At 70.3% G+C, this 15607-nt stretch carries 14 protein-coding genes and 1 pseudogene; 11 read left to right on the top strand and 4 right to left on the bottom strand.

Translation table 11 applies throughout. The features are described 5' to 3' along the window. Positions 1-22 precede the first annotated feature (22 nt). Together FEF34_RS07965 and FEF34_RS07960 are read left to right on the top strand one after the other, a co-directional pair. Positions 23-973, top strand: coding sequence for a tyrosine-type recombinase/integrase (locus tag FEF34_RS07965; protein ID WP_199800650.1), 951 nt, complete (start codon positions 23-25; stop codon positions 971-973). Positions 974-1212: 239 nt separating this feature from the next. Further along, positions 1213-2268, top strand: coding sequence for a helix-turn-helix domain-containing protein (locus FEF34_RS07960; RefSeq protein WP_138052515.1), 1056 nt, complete (start codon positions 1213-1215; stop codon positions 2266-2268). Here FEF34_RS07960 and FEF34_RS41105 read toward each other — a convergent pair. Then, the gene (locus tag FEF34_RS41105; protein ID WP_171052870.1) at positions 2225-2569 is read right to left on the bottom strand and encodes a hypothetical protein; all 345 of its coding nucleotides are present in this window, start codon (positions 2567-2569) and stop codon (positions 2225-2227) included. The two genes, FEF34_RS07960 and FEF34_RS41105, sit on opposite strands and share 44 nt — an antisense overlap. A 43-nt stretch (positions 2570-2612) precedes the next feature. Beyond that, the gene (locus tag FEF34_RS07950) at positions 2613-3230 is read right to left on the bottom strand and encodes a TetR/AcrR family transcriptional regulator (RefSeq protein WP_138057356.1); all 618 of its coding nucleotides are present in this window, start codon (positions 3228-3230) and stop codon (positions 2613-2615) included. A 67-nt stretch (positions 3231-3297) separates the two neighbouring features. On the opposite strand from FEF34_RS07950, the gene FEF34_RS07945 reads away from it, so the two are divergent. Both FEF34_RS07945 and FEF34_RS42705 read left to right on the top strand, forming a co-directional pair. Next, positions 3298-4392 carry an alpha/beta hydrolase gene (locus FEF34_RS07945; protein ID WP_234042324.1) on the top strand — a complete coding sequence of 365 codons (1095 nt, stop codon included), beginning with the start codon at positions 3298-3300 and terminating at the stop codon, positions 4390-4392. Continuing rightward, positions 4386-4631 carry a hypothetical protein gene (locus FEF34_RS42705; RefSeq protein ID WP_234042323.1) on the top strand — a complete coding sequence of 82 codons (246 nt, stop codon included), beginning with the start codon at positions 4386-4388 and terminating at the stop codon, positions 4629-4631. The genes FEF34_RS07945 and FEF34_RS42705 overlap by 7 nt, the downstream gene beginning before the upstream one ends. Here FEF34_RS42705 and FEF34_RS42700 read toward each other — a convergent pair. Beyond that, positions 4606-4938, bottom strand: a pseudogene (locus FEF34_RS42700) (GNAT family N-acetyltransferase); the annotation flags it as partial. The gene FEF34_RS42705 and the pseudogene FEF34_RS42700 overlap by 26 nt on opposite strands. 278 nt (positions 4939-5216) lie before the next feature. Here FEF34_RS42700 and FEF34_RS07935 point away from each other — a divergent pair. Then, the gene (locus FEF34_RS07935) at positions 5217-5768 is read left to right on the top strand and encodes a DUF1707 and FHA domain-containing protein (RefSeq protein ID WP_138052514.1); all 552 of its coding nucleotides are present in this window, start codon (positions 5217-5219) and stop codon (positions 5766-5768) included. Positions 5769-5889: 121 nt separating this feature from the next. On the opposite strand, the gene FEF34_RS41100 is transcribed toward FEF34_RS07935, so the two are convergent. Then, on the bottom strand, positions 5890-6048 hold the full coding sequence (locus FEF34_RS41100) for a hypothetical protein (protein ID WP_171052869.1): 159 nt from the start codon (positions 6046-6048) through the stop codon (positions 5890-5892). Between the two features lie 230 nt (positions 6049-6278). On the opposite strand from FEF34_RS41100, the gene FEF34_RS07930 reads away from it, so the two are divergent. The 6 genes from FEF34_RS07930 (at position 6279) to FEF34_RS07905 (ending at position 15501) form a co-directional block, all read left to right on the top strand. Next, the gene (locus FEF34_RS07930; RefSeq protein WP_138052513.1) at positions 6279-7139 is read left to right on the top strand and encodes a universal stress protein; all 861 of its coding nucleotides are present in this window, start codon (positions 6279-6281) and stop codon (positions 7137-7139) included. 420 nt (positions 7140-7559) lie between these two features. Continuing rightward, positions 7560-9626, top strand: coding sequence for a transketolase (gene tkt, locus FEF34_RS07925; RefSeq protein ID WP_138052512.1), 2067 nt, complete (start codon positions 7560-7562; stop codon positions 9624-9626). Positions 9627-9687: 61 nt separating this feature from the next. Beyond that, positions 9688-10719, top strand: a complete 1032-nt coding sequence (gene gnd, locus FEF34_RS07920) for a phosphogluconate dehydrogenase (NAD(+)-dependent, decarboxylating) (RefSeq protein ID WP_138052511.1) — start codon at positions 9688-9690, stop codon at positions 10717-10719. Positions 10720-10722: 3 nt separating this feature from the next. Further along, positions 10723-12174, top strand: coding sequence for a glucose-6-phosphate dehydrogenase (gene zwf, locus FEF34_RS07915; RefSeq protein WP_138052510.1), 1452 nt, complete (start codon positions 10723-10725; stop codon positions 12172-12174). A gap of 190 nt (positions 12175-12364) precedes the next feature. Continuing rightward, positions 12365-13108, top strand: coding sequence for an HAD family hydrolase (locus FEF34_RS07910; protein ID WP_171052868.1), 744 nt, complete (start codon positions 12365-12367; stop codon positions 13106-13108). After that, on the top strand, positions 13105-15501 hold the full coding sequence (locus FEF34_RS07905) for a glycoside hydrolase family 65 protein (protein WP_138052509.1): 2397 nt from the start codon (positions 13105-13107) through the stop codon (positions 15499-15501). Before FEF34_RS07910 ends, FEF34_RS07905 begins: the two co-directional genes overlap by 4 nt. Positions 15502-15607: the final 106 nt, after the last annotated feature.

Raw genomic sequence — 15607 nt, 5'->3', positions numbered from 1 at the left:
ACGACAAAGGAGCGCAGCAAAGTTGGACGAGTACTCGCGTGATGTCCGATCGATTCGCCTGCCCCGATGGGGCCACGTCGCCGCAAACCCGGGCGTGGTGCCGTGGCTGGTCTTCGATGAGGAGGGGCGGTCTGCCGAGCCGGTACGCCGGTACCTGATCGATTTCGTCGCCCGGTACAACCGGCCCGGCAGCGTCCGCAGCTACGCATTCGACCTGCTGCGGTGGTGGCGGTGGCTCCGGGTGGTCAATGTTCCGTGGAACCAGGCCACCCCTGCCGAAGGTCGGGACTTCGCGTTGTGGCTGGGGGCGACGGTCAAAGTCCCCAACGCTGCGCGGACGGTGTCCACCGCGACAGCGGGCACCATCAACCCGATCACCAAGAAGCCCTACCTGGACGACCGCTACAAGCCCCGCACCATCCGGCACAGCAACGCGGTGATCCGCAGCTTCTACACCTTCTGGATCGAGACAGGCGAAGGCCCACTGATCAACCCGGTGCCGCTGGCGCGCTCCGAGTGCCGCCGTCCCCACGCCCACCACAACCCGCTCGATCCGTACCGGGGCGAGGGCCGACTCCGGTACATCCCGAAAATCCCACGCCGTCGGCCCCGGCAGATGTCGGACGAACGGTGGAACGAGTTGTTCGCCGCGCTGCGCTCCAACCGAGACCGGGCGCTCGTCGCGCTCGCCATCAGCAACGGCGCCCGCGCCTCGGAACTCCTGGGCATGAAGGGGGCCGACGTGGACTGGGGCGACCAGCTCGTGCGTGTAGTGCGCAAGGGCGCCCAGACCGAGCAGTGGCTGCCCGCGAGCGCGGAGGCGTTCATCTGGGTCCGGCTCTACCAATGGAGGAAGAGGTACACAGTGACAGCAGCTGCGACGGGCAGGCACAGGGCCATGCAAGCCGCGGTGAGACGGAGGACAGCACACCAGCTGGCCATGGCCTTGTCGAGGATGGTGCACAGGGTTTGAGTGACCGTGCCTGTCGGCACCGCACCGTCGTGCACCGGGCGAGTCTTCTTCCTGTTCCTGCTCACCACGGGACTCCTTCTTCAATGGTGTTGGCTGGTGAGCACACCCTGGACCTCCCCTGCATTCGGAAGCATCAGAGATGATCGATATCGCCCCAGTTTTTTCGTCTTCCCAGGTCATGAAGCATCTCGGCTACGCTTCCATCCGAATGAAGCGAACGGCCAGACCAGGAGGACCACGTGGGGGTTCGGATCAATCCAGATCAAGTTCACAGTCGAGAGGATCTGATCAAACAGCTGGAACGGCTGTTTGCTGCCGGCGGGTGGAGCTTCGACCGCCTGGCCAACGCGGCTGGCCTCAGCAGCGCGACGATTCACAGCCTGATCGACGGTAAGACCAATATCCCGAGAAAGAAGACGCTTGAAAAATTTGTTGAGGCGTGCGGAGAGGATCCGGAGCCTTGGCTAGCCGCGCTGGCCCGGATTTACCAATTAGCCAAGCCACATACCGCCCAAACGAGAAGTCGTCAATCCCGGGCGTTCTGGCGTGAGTTCAGCAAGCCCAACCTCACAGTGGTGGTCGGCTTGCATCAGCTCGGCCGTTGGGAGCCTTCCGGCCTCATCGGAGTCGGCTGTGCTTTTGCTCTTTCCGAGCTCCAACAATACTTTGTTCGTATCGGCGCACCATCTCCTGTTATCACATACGGTGATCGAATCAAAGGCGCAGAAAGACGCCACCCCCTCATCTTGATCGGAGGGCCAGACAGCAACGGCATCACGGATGAAGTCATGCAACGGCTGTCAAGCTCCCTCTCCCTGGGGTTCAGTAGAAGAAGTCCCCATGATGTCTCACTCCATGACAGCCAGACTGATCAAATCTACGCCCCCGAGTTGCAGCCACGAGGAGACGAAGGAACCGACTACGGCCTCGTAGTGAAAACCAAGAACCCATTCAATCCCCAGGTTCCGGTTCTGGTCATTGCTGGTAGCTTCGGCTACGGCAGTTGGGCTGCAGCAAGGCACCTCACGGAAGCAACCGACGAGTTCGCGCCATTGTATGCGTCATTCGAATGCCTCCTCGGCACCGAAGTGGTTGACCGAACCCCGCAGGCCATCAATATCCTGGCGCTGCGAAAACTCGACCAGGCGATGACAGATGATCCGCTTCGTGAAGATGCTCGATATTCTGATCGACGTCAGGCAGAGGTTTCACATTTCAGTCAGGCCCAGGGAGTAGCCCGCATACGAGCACTCATAGCTGGAGCTGGCCATGAGGAGAAGCCTCCTGGATCCTGATACCTCTCATCGCAACACCGAGGCACGACAGCTTCGAGTCACTCACCGATTGTTCAGAGAAGCCTGCATTCGCTGCCCCGCCCTCCAGATGGATCCCCGCCAGAGGCCACGCCTCATCGAGATCATCCAGAACCTCCGAGAACGCATCCGCGAGGCCCGCGCCAACGGCTGGCTCGGCGAGGTCGAGGGACTCCAGGTCAGCTTCGACGCTGCGATGGCCAAACTCAACAGCCTCAAGCGATCTCCAACCGATGGTCGGCCACAGCTGATCGACCTTGGCATGCCTGTCTTCACTGACCACGTACCCCGCCCCCGCCAGGACCGGATAACCGGCCCTGATCCTGTCAAGGAGCGAGTTCGGTTTCGCCAAGGCTGCGGAACACCGCCGGGGTCGCCCACCCGCGCAACGTGGCGTGAACCGCCGATCGGAATGCGGCCTCGGCCGTGGCGGCGTCGAGAGCCCCAGCCAGTTCAAGAGTGACGAGCCCGTGCAGGGTGGCCCAGATCGACAGGGCGATCGCCGTTGCGTCGCCAGCGAGGACAGACACCGCCAACGCGCGATCGATTGCCGCGAGGAGCGGACGGATCGGGTCACTGGCACCGACCTCCCCCGACGGGTCGAAGGACTGCACACCACCGAACAGCACCGTGTACAGGTGGCTGTGTCCGCGCCCCCAACGACGGTAGGCGACGGCCAGCGCGTAGAGGTCGGCTAGAGGGTCCGCGGAGGTCTGCACCGTCGACAGGTCCTGGAACAGGCCAGCGACGGCTCTGTCGCGCACCGCACCGATCAGCCCGTCCTTTCCACCGAACAGGGAGTACACCGCCGTCGTCGACGCCTCGGCAGCAGCGGCCACGGCGCGGACCGTGAGCGACTCCCGTGGACGGGTGGCGAGCATCTCGGTCGCGCACTCCACAAGCCGCTCTTTGACGGCCTGATCGTTTGTTCTGGGCCTACCCACGGCCAGCAGCCTACCCTCTTTGATAACGTCGTTTTGAAACAGTGTTCTGAAACTTCGGAGGTCCGCTGTGCCCACGCCCGCCATACGTCTCGTCCGCTTCACCGGACGCTTACTGCTGGCCCTGGCCGCCTTCGTGATGCTGGTCGTCGTCTTTCTCGCGCTGATCGCCCTCACGGACGGGGCAGGCTCGGGGCTCGCCGCATGGTTGCCGACCCTTGGAGTCGGGGCTGTCCTCGCGACGTGGCGGAGCCGGCGCCGCACGTGGCCGGCGCGGCTCGTGCCGTTCCTGCCGGTGGCTGTCGCGGCGGCGCTGACGGCATCGGTCTGCATCCCGACCGTGCCGACGACCCGGCGGTACCCGCCCGCGCTACCCTTCGTGACCACGCAGCACTGGAGCCTGACCACGGGCAGCCGGGTCGCGGTGTACCACTACCCGCCCGCGCACCCCAGTCCCCGGCATCCCACCCCGCTCGTGTACCTCAACGGCGGACCGGTCCGTGGCATCTCGGTACTCGACCACCGGTTCCTGCAACTCCTGGCCCGCCAGGGCTACGACGTCTACGCCTACGAACAGGCCGGCGGCGGACGAAGCGACCTGCTCCCCATGGGCCAGTACACGATCTCCAGGCCGGTCCGCGACCTCGCCGCCTTCATCGACCGCCTGAACAAAGGCAAGGTCGACATCCTCGGCTTCTCCTCAGGCGGGGCCGTGCTCACCCGAGCCCTGGCCGACCCGCGCGTCGCCGCACGCCTGCACCGGGCGATCATCGCCGAGCCCGGCCCCATGGACGGCCCCACCGCACACATCACCGGGCACAAGGGCCGAAAATCCGCACACGGCCTCGCGCCGGCCCCGACCGGACCGCGATCGACATACGTCCCCCGGTACGCCGTGGCATTCGGCCTCATGCGGCTCGGACTCCTCAGCCCCGACACCGGACTGATCGGACAGGCGGAAGGCGACAACGCCTTCACCGCCGCAGACCTCGGCAGCGACACCGCATCCGCATACTGCGCGCGCGACGCGCACCGCATCCCCGCCGAGGACACCGCACAGAACTTCTCCTTCAGCCCCGCCGCCAGCCTCCGCATCCAGCAAACGGTCAAGGACTCACCCTCCATCGCCCCGAAACTGAGGCGCTCCCGGACCCCGCGATGCTGATGATCGCCGAGTGCTCCTCCCAGATCCGTCAATGGGAGACCACCGTCCTTGCCAATGACCCCGCCATCCAGCGCACGCATTACATGCCCGGAGTCGGACACCACATGTGGAACGGTCTGGACGACAACAACGACCGAGCCGCCGCCGTCATCACCGCGTTCCTTCAGGACAAGCCAGCACCCCTGCCGAACTACCCGACCCGCGACGAGATCCCTACCTTCCTGCGCGACCACAAATGAAGACGTTGCAGCCCGGCACCGGCAAAGGCGGGCGAAACCGCGAAGCCGCTTGGGCCCTGCACGAAGTACAGCCAAGGACGAGCTCGTAGTCCGGAAAAGGTACGTTGCCCTGGTCGGTGGCGCCGGCGACGAACTCCGCGCCCCGCTCCGCCAGGAGGTGCGTGCACTCGGCGAGCAGGTCGTACGCGTCGCCGTTGCCGCGGTGCTCCGGAACGACTCCGATGAAGCCGATGCACGGGCCCGAAGGGTTGTGCGCCGGGATGCGCAGACCGACGAGTTCGCCGTCCCGGTACGCCAGCCGCCACCATGCGCCGACAAGGCCGCCGCATCCGCGCGCTGCCGTCCTCGGCGCGGCCGAGGGCACGTTCCGTCCAGGCGGCACGGACCAGGCACTGGACACGGTCGCGCAGCGCGGCCTCGCCGAACTCCGAGGCACCGCCGGTCGGAGGCGGTGTCGGGGGCGTTCGCGGCCCGGCGGACGCCCGCGCTTCCGACCCGCCGGCACAGGACCTGCCGTACCGGAACGGAAGTGATCTTCACGGTTCCTTCTGGACACCCGGGGCGCTCGGCCGGACAATCACGACTGTGACGTCCTCCTTCGAGTTCCAGACGTATCCCGCGCGGCCCTCCGACGCCGAGCGGGAGCGCGTCCTCGGAGTGCTCCGGGAGGGCGCCGTCCAGGGCCGGTTGTCGCACGACACGTTCGTGCGGCGCATGGAGCTCGCCCTGGCCGCCCGCGGACCCGACGAACTCCGCGCGCTCACCGCGGACCTGCGGCCCGAAGGCCGCCGGCTGTCCGAGAAGCTGTTCGGCGCGGTGGGGAGGATCTCGGCGTTCTCGATGAGGCTCGGCCGCGCCTGGCGGGCGGAGCGGCTGCCTCCGCTGCTGCTGCCGGAGCCGGGTCCGTATCCGCTGCGGATAGGCCGTGACCCGTCGAACGGATTGCGGCTCAGCCATGAGACGGTGTCGCGGCTGCACGCCGAACTGGTGCTGCGCGGCGGACTGTGGGTCCTCCGCGACCTCGGTTCGACCAACGGCACGACCGTCAACGGCCGTCGTGTGACCGGTGCCGTGGTGGTCCGGGCCGGCGACATGGTCGGCTTCGGCCACATGAGCTTCCGCCTCGACGCGCGCTGAGGCGGGTACACGGGCGGTGCGGAGCGGTGCCGCGAGACGAGGGGCGCCCTGTCGATCCCCTCGCAGCGTGGGGACGATCTGTCCGGCCAGCCCCTCGGCGAGGGTGGCTCGGCAGTCACGTTCACGGGCCGAACGGGCTCTTGAACCCGCATGCGCCGTGTATCCGCCCGGTGTTGCAGAAGTCGGTGATCCGGGTGGCGGTCCTGATCCGGGCCTCGGTGCGGGTGGCGAAGGTGTGCCGGTGGACGTGCTCGACCTTGGCGCGCTGTGCACGCCTCACTCACGGCGTGTTCCTGCACGGGTGGTCGCGGATCGGTCCGTGCACGGATGGAGGGACACGGCTGGTGCCGACCCGCACGTGTGCGCCGATGCGCTCCGTCACTGTCCGTGATTTCCTGAATCGCGCCGTTCCTCCGGAGTCGGTACTTTCTTGATCAGGTGTCCTCTCGCGTCGACGGCCGCGCCCACCGGGCCCGGCCCTTCGCAAGAGCCCGAGGCAAGGAGGACGGCATGTCCCGACCCATCGTCGTGGGAGTGGACGGCTCCGACGGAAGTCTCGCGGCCGTGGACTGGGCCGCCGACGAGGCCGCGCTGCGCGGTGCGGCACTGCGGCTGGTGTATGCGACCCGGTGGATCGCGCATCAGTTGCAGGCCGTGCGGATGTCCCACGAGGACCGGGCCGGCGAGGCGGAAGGCGTCCTCGGCGCGATGGAGGAGCGCGTACGGTCCCGCAGGCCGGAGCTCGCGATGACCGCCGAGGAGATCGAGGACTCACCCGCGAGCGTCCTGCTGGAGGCGGCGTCCCGGGCCGATGAGCTGGTCGTCGGGTCACACGGACTCGGCGGCGTGGGCGGCTTCATCATCGGTTCCGTGGGGCAGGAGGTCGTCACCGGCGCCAAGGAGCCGGTGGTGCTGGTACGGCCGGACTACCGCGAGGACCCGCAGGGCTCGCCCGCCGGCGCCCGGCGCAGGGTGGTCCTCGGCCTCGACGTGACGGATGCCTCCGACGAGCTGCTGGAGTTCGCCTTCGACCACGCGGCACGGCGCGACGCCCCGCTCCACGTGGTGCACGGCTGGAACGCCCCGTTCTACCACCGGCACCGGGCCGACCCGGATCCGGGCGTGCAGTCCGAGATGGCGTCGGCGCTCGCCCGGGCCGTACGTCCGTTCCGCGACAAGTACCCCACCGTGAAGGTGACGGAGGAGTCGGCTCCCGGACGGCCCGCCGCACAGCTCGTGGAGGCCGCCGCGGACGCCCGTCTGGTGGTCGTCGGCCGGCGCCGGGCGGCCTCCGGTTCGCACATCGGCTCGATCACCCACGCCGTCATCCACCACGCCGCCTGCCCGGTGGCCGTGGTCCCGCACGGCTGACATGCCGGCGCGTCCGAGGGCGGCCGCCCGTGTCGGGCACCCCGGCACGGGGGACGGGCATCCGTCCGTGGCCCCCGTCCGCCCCGGACACGTCGGCCGCCCCAGCGGTCCACGCCCGGGACACGCCCTCCGCCCCGGACACGTCGGCCGCCCCAGCGGTCCACGCCCGGGACACGCCCTCCGTCCCGGGCACGCCGTCCGCCCCAGCGGTCCAGGCCCGGGACACGCCCTCCGTCCCGGGCACCTCGGCCACGGCTCCCGCATTTCACCCGGCGTGGGTGAGGCCCGCCCGCGGGCTCCGTGGACACGATGCGGGAAGGATCCCGACCCGCCGGGCCTGCGGACCCCTGCCCGTCCGGCGGAGAACAGCACGCCGAGCACGCCGAGCACGCCGAGCACGCGGAGAACGGGGAAGGCCTCATGACCGACGATCCGGACACCCTGTCGGTGAACACCATCCGCGGCCTGTGCATGGACGCCGTCCAGCGCGCCGAGTCCGGACACCCCGGCACACCGATGGGCATGGCCCCCGTCGCGTACACGCTCTGGCAGCGGTTCCTGAGGTACGACCCCCGGGACCCGATCTGGCCCAACCGCGACCGATTCGTGCTGTCCGAGGGCCACGCCTCGACGTTGCTGTGGTCCCTGCTGCACCTGGCCGGGGTCCACGCCGTCGACCCGGACTACGAGATGCTGGGCCGTCCGGCGGTCACCATGGAGGATCTGAAGTCCTTCCGCCAGCTCGACTCCCGCTGCCCCGGGCACCCCGAGTACCGCTGGACGAGCGGGGTGGAGACCACGACCGGCCCGCTCGGCCAGGGCGTCGCCACGTCCGTCGGCATGGCGCTCGCCGGCCGGTGGCTCGGTGCCGCGTACAACCGCGAGGACTTCCCGCTCTTCGACTTCGACGTGTACGCCCTCGCCGGTGACGGCTGCATGATGGAGGGCATCGCCTCCGAGGCCGCCTCGTTCGCCGGCCACCAGCGGCTGTCCAATCTGTGCTGGATCTACGACTCGAACCGGATCACCATCGAGGGCCACACCGACATCGCCTTCACCGAGGACGTCGCGGCCCGGTTCCTCGCCTACGGCTGGAACGTGACCACCGTCGCCGACGCCAACGACCTCGACGCCGTCGCCCGGGCGCTCCACGACTTCCGGGCCGAGACCGAACGCCCCACCCTGGTGCTGGTGCACAGCCACATCGGCTACGGCTCACCCGTCGAGGACTCCCCGAAGGCCCACGGCTCACCGCTCGGCCCCGACGGGGTCCGTGCGGCCAAACGCTTCCTCGGTCTGCCCGAGGACGAGGACTTCTGGGTTCCCGACGCGGTGCGGGAACGGTTCGCCCAGGGCATCGGCACCCGCGGCGCCGAACTGCGCGCCGCGTGGGAGAAGCGGTTCGAGGACTACCGCGCCGCCTGGCCCGCCGAGGCCGACGAACTGGAGCGCATCCAGCGGCGCGAGCTCCCCGACGGCTGGGACCGGGCGCTCCCCGAGTTCCCTCCGGACCCCAAGGGCCTCGCCACCCGGGACTCCTCGGGCCGGGTGCTGAACGACCTGGCGCAGAACATCCCCTGGCTCCTCGGCGGTTCGGCCGACCTGGCCCCGTCCACGAAGACCAGGCTCACGTTCGACGGCGCGGGAGACCAGGAACCCGACGAGCCGGGCGGACGCAATCTGCACTTCGGTATCCGCGAGCACGCGGCCGCCGCCATCTCGAACGGGATGGCCCTGACGAAACTGCGGCCCTACTGGTCCGGCTTCCTCATCTTCTCCGACTACGCCAAGGGCGCCATCCGGCTGTCGGCGCTGATGGAGCTGCCCGTCGTGCACATCTTCACCCACGACTCCATCGGCGTCGGCGAGGACGGACCGACCCACCAGCCGGTCGAGCAGCTCGCGGGACTGCGGGCGCTGCCGGGGCTGCTGGTGTTCCGCCCCGCGGACGCCGGCGAGGTCACCGAGACCTGGCGGTACGTCGCCGCGCTGCGCCACGAGCCGGCGGCGCTGGTGCTCTCCCGTCAGGCGCTCCCCACGCTCGACCGCACCCGGCTCGGGGCCGCGTCGGGCGTCGCGCGCGGAGCGTACGTCCTGGCCGACGCGCCCTCCGGCGCCCCGCAGGTGATCCTGCTCGCCACCGGGTCCGAGGTGTCCCTGGCCCTGGCGGCGCGGGACGAGCTCGCTGCCGAGGGCATCGGCGCGCGGGTGGTCAGCATGCCGTGCTGGGAGCTGTTCGACCGTCAGCCGCAGGCGTACCGGGACGAGGTGCTGCCGCCGTCCGTGACCGCCCGGGTGGGTGTCGAGCAGGCCTCCACGTTCGGCTGGGACCGGTACGTCGGCGACCGGGGTGCCCTCGTCGGCATGCACACGTTCGGCGCCTCGGCGCCCCTGAAACAACTGCTCGGCAAGTTCGGGTTCACCGCCCAGCGGGTGGCCGAGACCGCTCGCGGGTTGCTGGCGGCCGGCCGGGAGGCGGCGCCGTGACGGGCCGTCGCCGAGCAGTCCCGCAGACCGTCCGCACTCACCGAGAACGGGGAGATCGACCATGACCACGGACACACCCATGCAGCTCGGCATGGTCGGACTCGGCCGGATGGGCGCCAACCTCGTGCGCCGGCTGATGCGCGACGGCCACCGCTGCGTCGTCTACGACCTGGACACCGACGCCGTGAAGGAGATGGAGAAGGAGGGGGCGACGGCCGCCTCCTCGCTCCACGACCTCGTCGACAGGCTGGAACAGCCGAGGAACGTCTGGCTGATGCTGCCCGCCGGTGTCGTGCAGTCCACGCTCGACCAGCTGGCGGCCCTGCTGGCGGCCGACGACACCGTCATCGACGGCGGCAACTCGTACTACCGCGACGACATCACCCGTGCACGGCAGCTCGCCCCCAGCGGCATCCACTACGTGGACTGCGGCACCTCCGGCGGCGTGTGGGGCCTCGAACGCGGCTACTGCCTGATGATCGGCGGCGAGGACGAGCCGGTCGCGCGCCTCGGCCCGGTCTTCCGCACCATCGCCCCGGGCGTCGGCGACGCCGCCCCCACACCCGGCCGGACCCGTTCCGGCGGGACCGCACCGGAGGGCTATCTGCACTGCGGACCCAGCGGGGCCGGCCACTTCGTGAAGATGGTCCACAACGGTGTCGAGTACGGGATGATGGCGGCCATCGGCGAAGGGCTCAGCATCATCAAGCACGCCGACGCGGGCCTGCGTTCACGCACGGTCGACGCCGAGACCGCCCCGCTGCGCGAGCCGGAGGCGTACCGGTACGAGATCGACGTGGCCGAGGTCGCAGAGGTGTGGCGGCGCGGCTCGGTCGTCGGGTCCTGGCTGGTCGACCTCGTCGCCGACGCGCTCGCCCGCTCGCCCGAGCTCGACGCGTACTCCGGGCGGGTCTCCGACTCCGGTGAGGGCCGCTGGACGGTCCTGGCGGCGGTCGACGAGAGCGTGCCGGCGCCCGTCATCACCAACGCGCTCATCGAGCGCTACGAATCACGCGGGCTGGGGCAGTTCACCGACAAGGTGCTGTCCGCGATGCGCGGCGAGTTCGGCGGGCACGCCGAGAAGGCGGGGTGAACCGTGACCGGAGGAAACCGAGCGGAGCACCCCGGTGCCGTACCGGACGACCACGTCATCGTGCTGTTCGGGGCCACCGGCGACCTCGCACGGCGCAAACTGCTGCCGGGGCTCTTCCACCTGGCGAAGGCCGGACTGCTGCCCGACCGCTACCGGATCGTCGGCTCCGCGCCAGCCCAGGCGGCGCTCAGCGACGACGACTTCCGCAAGAGGGCGCGGGAGTCGGTCGCCGAGTTCGGAAGGTCCGGGCCCGAGGGCGAGGAGTGGCGGAGGTTCGAGGAGTCGCTGTCCTTCGGGGCCGCCGACCCCGAGGCCCCGGAGCCGCTGCTGGAGGCCGTGCGCGACGCCGAGCAGGCCGTGGGCGGCGGCCCCCGCCGGCTGTTCCACCTCGCCGTGCCGCCGAAGGCGTTCGCCTCCGTCATCGAGATGCTCGGTGCGACGGGCCTCGCCGACGGCGCGCGCGTCATCGTGGAGAAGCCGTTCGGCACGGACCTCCCCTCCGCGCGGGCCCTCAACGCGACCATCCACTCCGTCTTCGACGAGTCGCGGGTCTTCCGCATCGACCACTTCCTCGGCAAGGAGTCGGTCGACAACATCCTGGCGCTGAGGTTCGCCAACGGCCTGCTGGAGCCGGTGTGGAACCGCGACCACATCAGCCATGTGCAGATCGACGTGCCGGAGAGGATCGGTATCGAGGGCCGCGCCCAGTTCTTCGAGGGGACCGGCACCTTCCGTGACATGATCGTCACCCATCTCTTCCAGCTGCTGGGCTTCGTGGCGATGGAACCGCCGACCACGCTCGCCGCCAAGCCCCTGCGGGACGAGAAGGAGAAGGTCTTCCAGTCCATGCGGTCACTGGACCCGTCACACGTGGTGCGCGGGCAGTACGAGGGCTACCGCGAGGAGCCCGGCGTCGACCCCCGCTCGGACACCGAGACCTTCGTCGCGCTGCGCGTCGAACTCGACAACTGGCGCTGGGCGGGTGTGCCGTTCTACCTGCGCTCCGGCAAGTCGCTGGGGGAGGGGCGGCACGTCGTGACACTCGGCTTCCGGGAGCCCGCCCTGCGGATGTTCCCGCTGACCGCACGCCAACGCACCCGCGCCAACAAGCTGGTGATCGACTTCGGCGACCCGGGCACGATCGCCGCCCGCTTCCTGGTGAAGGACCCCGGGCCCGCGATGCGGCTGAGCGATGCGGAGATGGTCTTCAGCTACGCCGAGTCGTTCAACACGATGTACGCGCTCGAGGGGTACGAGCGCCTCATCCTGGACGCGATGCTCGGCGACCAGTCCCTGTTCACCCGTGCCGACGGCATCGAACGGCTCTGGGAGGTGTCCACCCCGCTGCTGGAGAACCCGCCGCCGGTGGAGCCCTACGCCCCCGGCTCCTGGGGGCCGGAGAACATCGACCGCCTCATCGCGCCGCACCACTGGAGCCTGCCGGGCCGCCGGTGAGTGCCGGAAGCCGAACGGGTCCGCGCCCCCCCGCCGGGGCGCGGACCCTTCAGGAAGCGGAGGCCGGCGGGTGCCCGGCGGCGGGCTGCTCCGGATGGCACCGGGCACGTCATCCCCACGGGGTACGCGCGGTGCGGCGGGAGTCCACTGCTGCCCCCGACTGCCGCCGGCGCCTCCTAGCCTCGACCGCATGCTGGGGCTTCCCGATCATGTGCACACCTGTCTGTTCGACCTCGACGGCGTCCTCACCCGCACGGCGAAGGTCCACGCCGCCGCCTGGAAGGAGATGTTCGACGACTTCCTGCGCCGCCGGGCCGATGGCGAAGGCGTCGCCTTCGTGCCGTTCGACGCCGTCCGCGACTACGACGAGTACGTCGACGGCCGCCCCCGAGAGGACGGCGTCCGCACCTTCCTCGCATCCCGCGGCGTCGAGCTGCCCGAGGGGGCGCCCGACGACCCGCCGGAGCGCGAGACGGTGGGCGGCCTGGGCAACCGCAAGAACGAGCTGGTGCTCCGCCGGATCCACGAGGACGGCGTGGAGGCGTACGAGGGCTCCGTCGCCTACGTGCACGCCGTCCGCCGCGCCGGGCTCCGTACCGCCGTCGTCTCCTCGAGCGCCAACTGCCGCGACGTGCTCGCCGCCGCCGGTATCGAGGACCTGTTCGACGAACGCGTCGACGGGATCGTCGCCCGCGAGCAGGGGCTCCACGGCAAACCGGCGCCCGACACCTTTCTGGCCGCGGCCCGCGCCCTCGGTGTCGCGCCGGGGGCCGCGGCCGTGTTCGAGGACGCGCTCGCCGGGGTGGAGGCCGGCCGGGCGGGGAGCTTCGGCCTCGTCGTGGGCGTCGACCGCACCGGACAGGCCGCGGAGCTGCGGCGGCACGGTGCGGACGTCGTGGTGGAAGACCTGGCCGAACTGATGGAGCCACGATGATCACCCACTCCGGCTACACGATCGAACCGTGGTGTCTGCGCGAGACCGGGCTCGACCTCGGCGTCCTCGCCCAGAGCGAGTCCGTCTTCGCCCTCGCCAACGGCCACATCGGCTGGCGCGGCAACCTCGACGAGGGCGAGCCGCACGGGTTGCCCGGCTCCTACCTCAACGGCGTCCACGAACTCCATCCGCTGCCGTACGCCGAGGCCGGATACGGCTATCCGGAGTCCGGCGAGACAATGATCAACGTCACCGACGGCAAGATCGTCAGGCTGCTCGTGGACGACCACCCCTTCGACCTGCGCTACGGCGAACTCGACTCCCACGAGCGGGTACTGGACTTCCGCACCGGAGTCCTGCGCCGGACGGTGGAGTGGACCTCGCCGGGCGGACGCTCCGTGCGCATCACCTCCGAGCGGCTGGTGTCGTTCACCCAGCGAGCGATCGCGGCGATCGCCTACGAGGTCGAGCCGCTGGACGGACCCGTCCACGCGGCGGTCCAGTCCGAGCTGGTCGCCAACGAGCAGATGCCCCGCGAACCCGGCGACCCGCGCGTCGCCGCCGCCGTCGACGCGCCACTGGAGCCGGAGGAGCACTTCGCCCGGGACACCGGGCTGCGGCTGGTCCACCGCACCCGGCGCAGCGGCCAGCGGGTGGCGGCCGCGGCCGACCACCTCGTCGAGGGCCCGGAGGGGACGGCCTGGTCCGCGGAGAGCGAGCCGGACGTCAGCCGGCTCACCGTCACCGCCAGGCTGAAGCGGGGGGAGAGGCTGCGGCTGGTGAAGTTCGTCGGGTACGGGTGGTCGGCCGAGAGGTCGCTGCCGGCCATGCACGACCAGGCCGACGCGGCCGTCGCCGCCGCCCGCAGCACGGGCTGGGAAGGGCTGCTCGCGGAGCAGAGGGCGTTCCTGGACCACTTCTGGTCGTGCGCCGACGTCGAAGTGCAGGGCGACGCGGAGATCCAGCAGGCCGTGCGCTTCTCGCTGTTCCACGTCCTCCAGGCCGCGGCCCGCAGCGAGGAGCGGGCCATTCCCGCCAAGGGGCTGACCGGTACGGGCTACGACGGGCACTCGTTCTGGGACGTGGAGTCCTTCGTCCTCCCGATGCTGACCTTCACGGCACCCCGGGCCGTCGCCCCGGTGCTGCGCTGGCGGCACGCGACCCTGCCGGCGGCACGGGACCGGGCCCACCAGCTCGGGCTGGCCGGGGCGGCGTTCCCGTGGCGGACCATCAGCGGCGCCGAGTGCTCCGCCTACTGGCCCGCCGGCACGGCCGCCTTCCACGTCAACGCGGACATCGCGCGAGCCGTGGCGCGGTACGTGGCGGCCACCGGGGACGAGGAGTTCGAGCGCGGGCCGGGACTCGAACTCCTGGTGCACACGGCACGGCTGTGGCACTCGCTCGGCCACCACGACCCGGACGGCGTCTTCCACATCGACGGGGTGACCGGCCCGGACGAGTACAGCGCCATCGCCCGCGACAACCTGTACACCAACCTGATGGCGCGGTGGAACCTGCTGGCCGCGGCGGAGGCGGCGGCCCGGCACGCCGACCAGGCCGAGCAACTGGGCGTCGGCGACGAGGAGACCGCGGCCTGGCGGGATGCCGCAGCCCGGACGGCCGTGCCGTACAACGAGGCCCTCGGCGTGCACGAGCAGTCGGCCGGGTTCACCACGTTCCAGCACTGGGACTTCGCGAACACCTCTCCCGACCGGTACCCGCTGCTGCTGCACTTCCCCTACTTCGACCTCTACCGCAAGCAGGTCGTCAAGCAGGCCGACCTGGTCCTCGCCATGGTGACCTGCCCGGACGACTTCACGGCGGAGGAGAAGGCCCGCAACTTCGCGTACTACGAGGCGCTGACGGTACGGGACTCGTCGCTCTCGGCGTGCTGCCAGGCCGTGATGGCCGCCGAGACCGGGCACATGCGGCTCGCCTACGCCTATCTCGGCGAGGCGGCCCTGATGGACCTGGACAACCTGGAGCACAACACCCGCGACGGGCTGCACATCGCCTCGCTCGCCGGCACCTGGATGGCCCTGGTCGTCGGCCTGGGCGGCATGCGCCAGCACCAGGACGAGGAGGGGGTGCGCCGGCTGGGCTTCGCCCCCCGGCTGCCGGAGAAGCTGTCCGGCCTGAAGTTCACCGTGCTGATCCGGGGGCGCCGACTGCGGGTGGACATCCGCCCCCAGGCGGTCCGCTACACCCTGGAGGACGGGGACCCGCTGCATATCCTGCACCATGGCAAGCCGGTCGAGCTCTCCGCGGGCAGTTCCACGGAGTGCCCCCTTCCGCCGGTGCCGGTGCTCCCCGAGCCGCAGCAGCCCAAGGGCCGCCGTCCGGCGGACCGCGCGTTCGCCGGGCCCGCCGCCGACGAGTGCGCGGACGGCTGACCCCGTCGCCCGTCGCCTGTCGGCATCAGGGCCCCGGATACCGACAGGCGACGGGCGACCGTCCGCCGCTGCGCCCCGGGTGCGCCCCGGGACCGCCGGGGCCGAG

The sequence above is a fragment of the Streptomyces marianii genome, assembly GCF_005795905.1.
GTDB lineage: Bacteria > Actinomycetota > Actinomycetes > Streptomycetales > Streptomycetaceae > Streptomyces > Streptomyces marianii.
The sequence above is the reverse complement of the archived record's forward strand: the minus strand, read 5'-3'. Positions and strand labels throughout refer to the sequence as shown.

Coding starts and splice junctions, on each gene's coding strand:
- tkt (WP_138052512.1), top strand. CDS start 7,560: ATGACCGACGATCCGGACACCCTGTCGGTGAACACCATCCGCGGCCTG.
- FEF34_RS07910 (WP_171052868.1), top strand. CDS start 12,365: ATGCTGGGGCTTCCCGATCATGTGCACACCTGTCTGTTCGACCTCGAC.
- gnd (WP_138052511.1), top strand. CDS start 9,688: ATGACCACGGACACACCCATGCAGCTCGGCATGGTCGGACTCGGCCGG.
- FEF34_RS07930 (WP_138052513.1), top strand. CDS start 6,279: ATGTCCCGACCCATCGTCGTGGGAGTGGACGGCTCCGACGGAAGTCTC.
- FEF34_RS07905 (WP_138052509.1), top strand. CDS start 13,105: ATGATCACCCACTCCGGCTACACGATCGAACCGTGGTGTCTGCGCGAG.
- FEF34_RS42705 (WP_234042323.1), top strand. CDS start 4,386: ATGCTGATGATCGCCGAGTGCTCCTCCCAGATCCGTCAATGGGAGACC.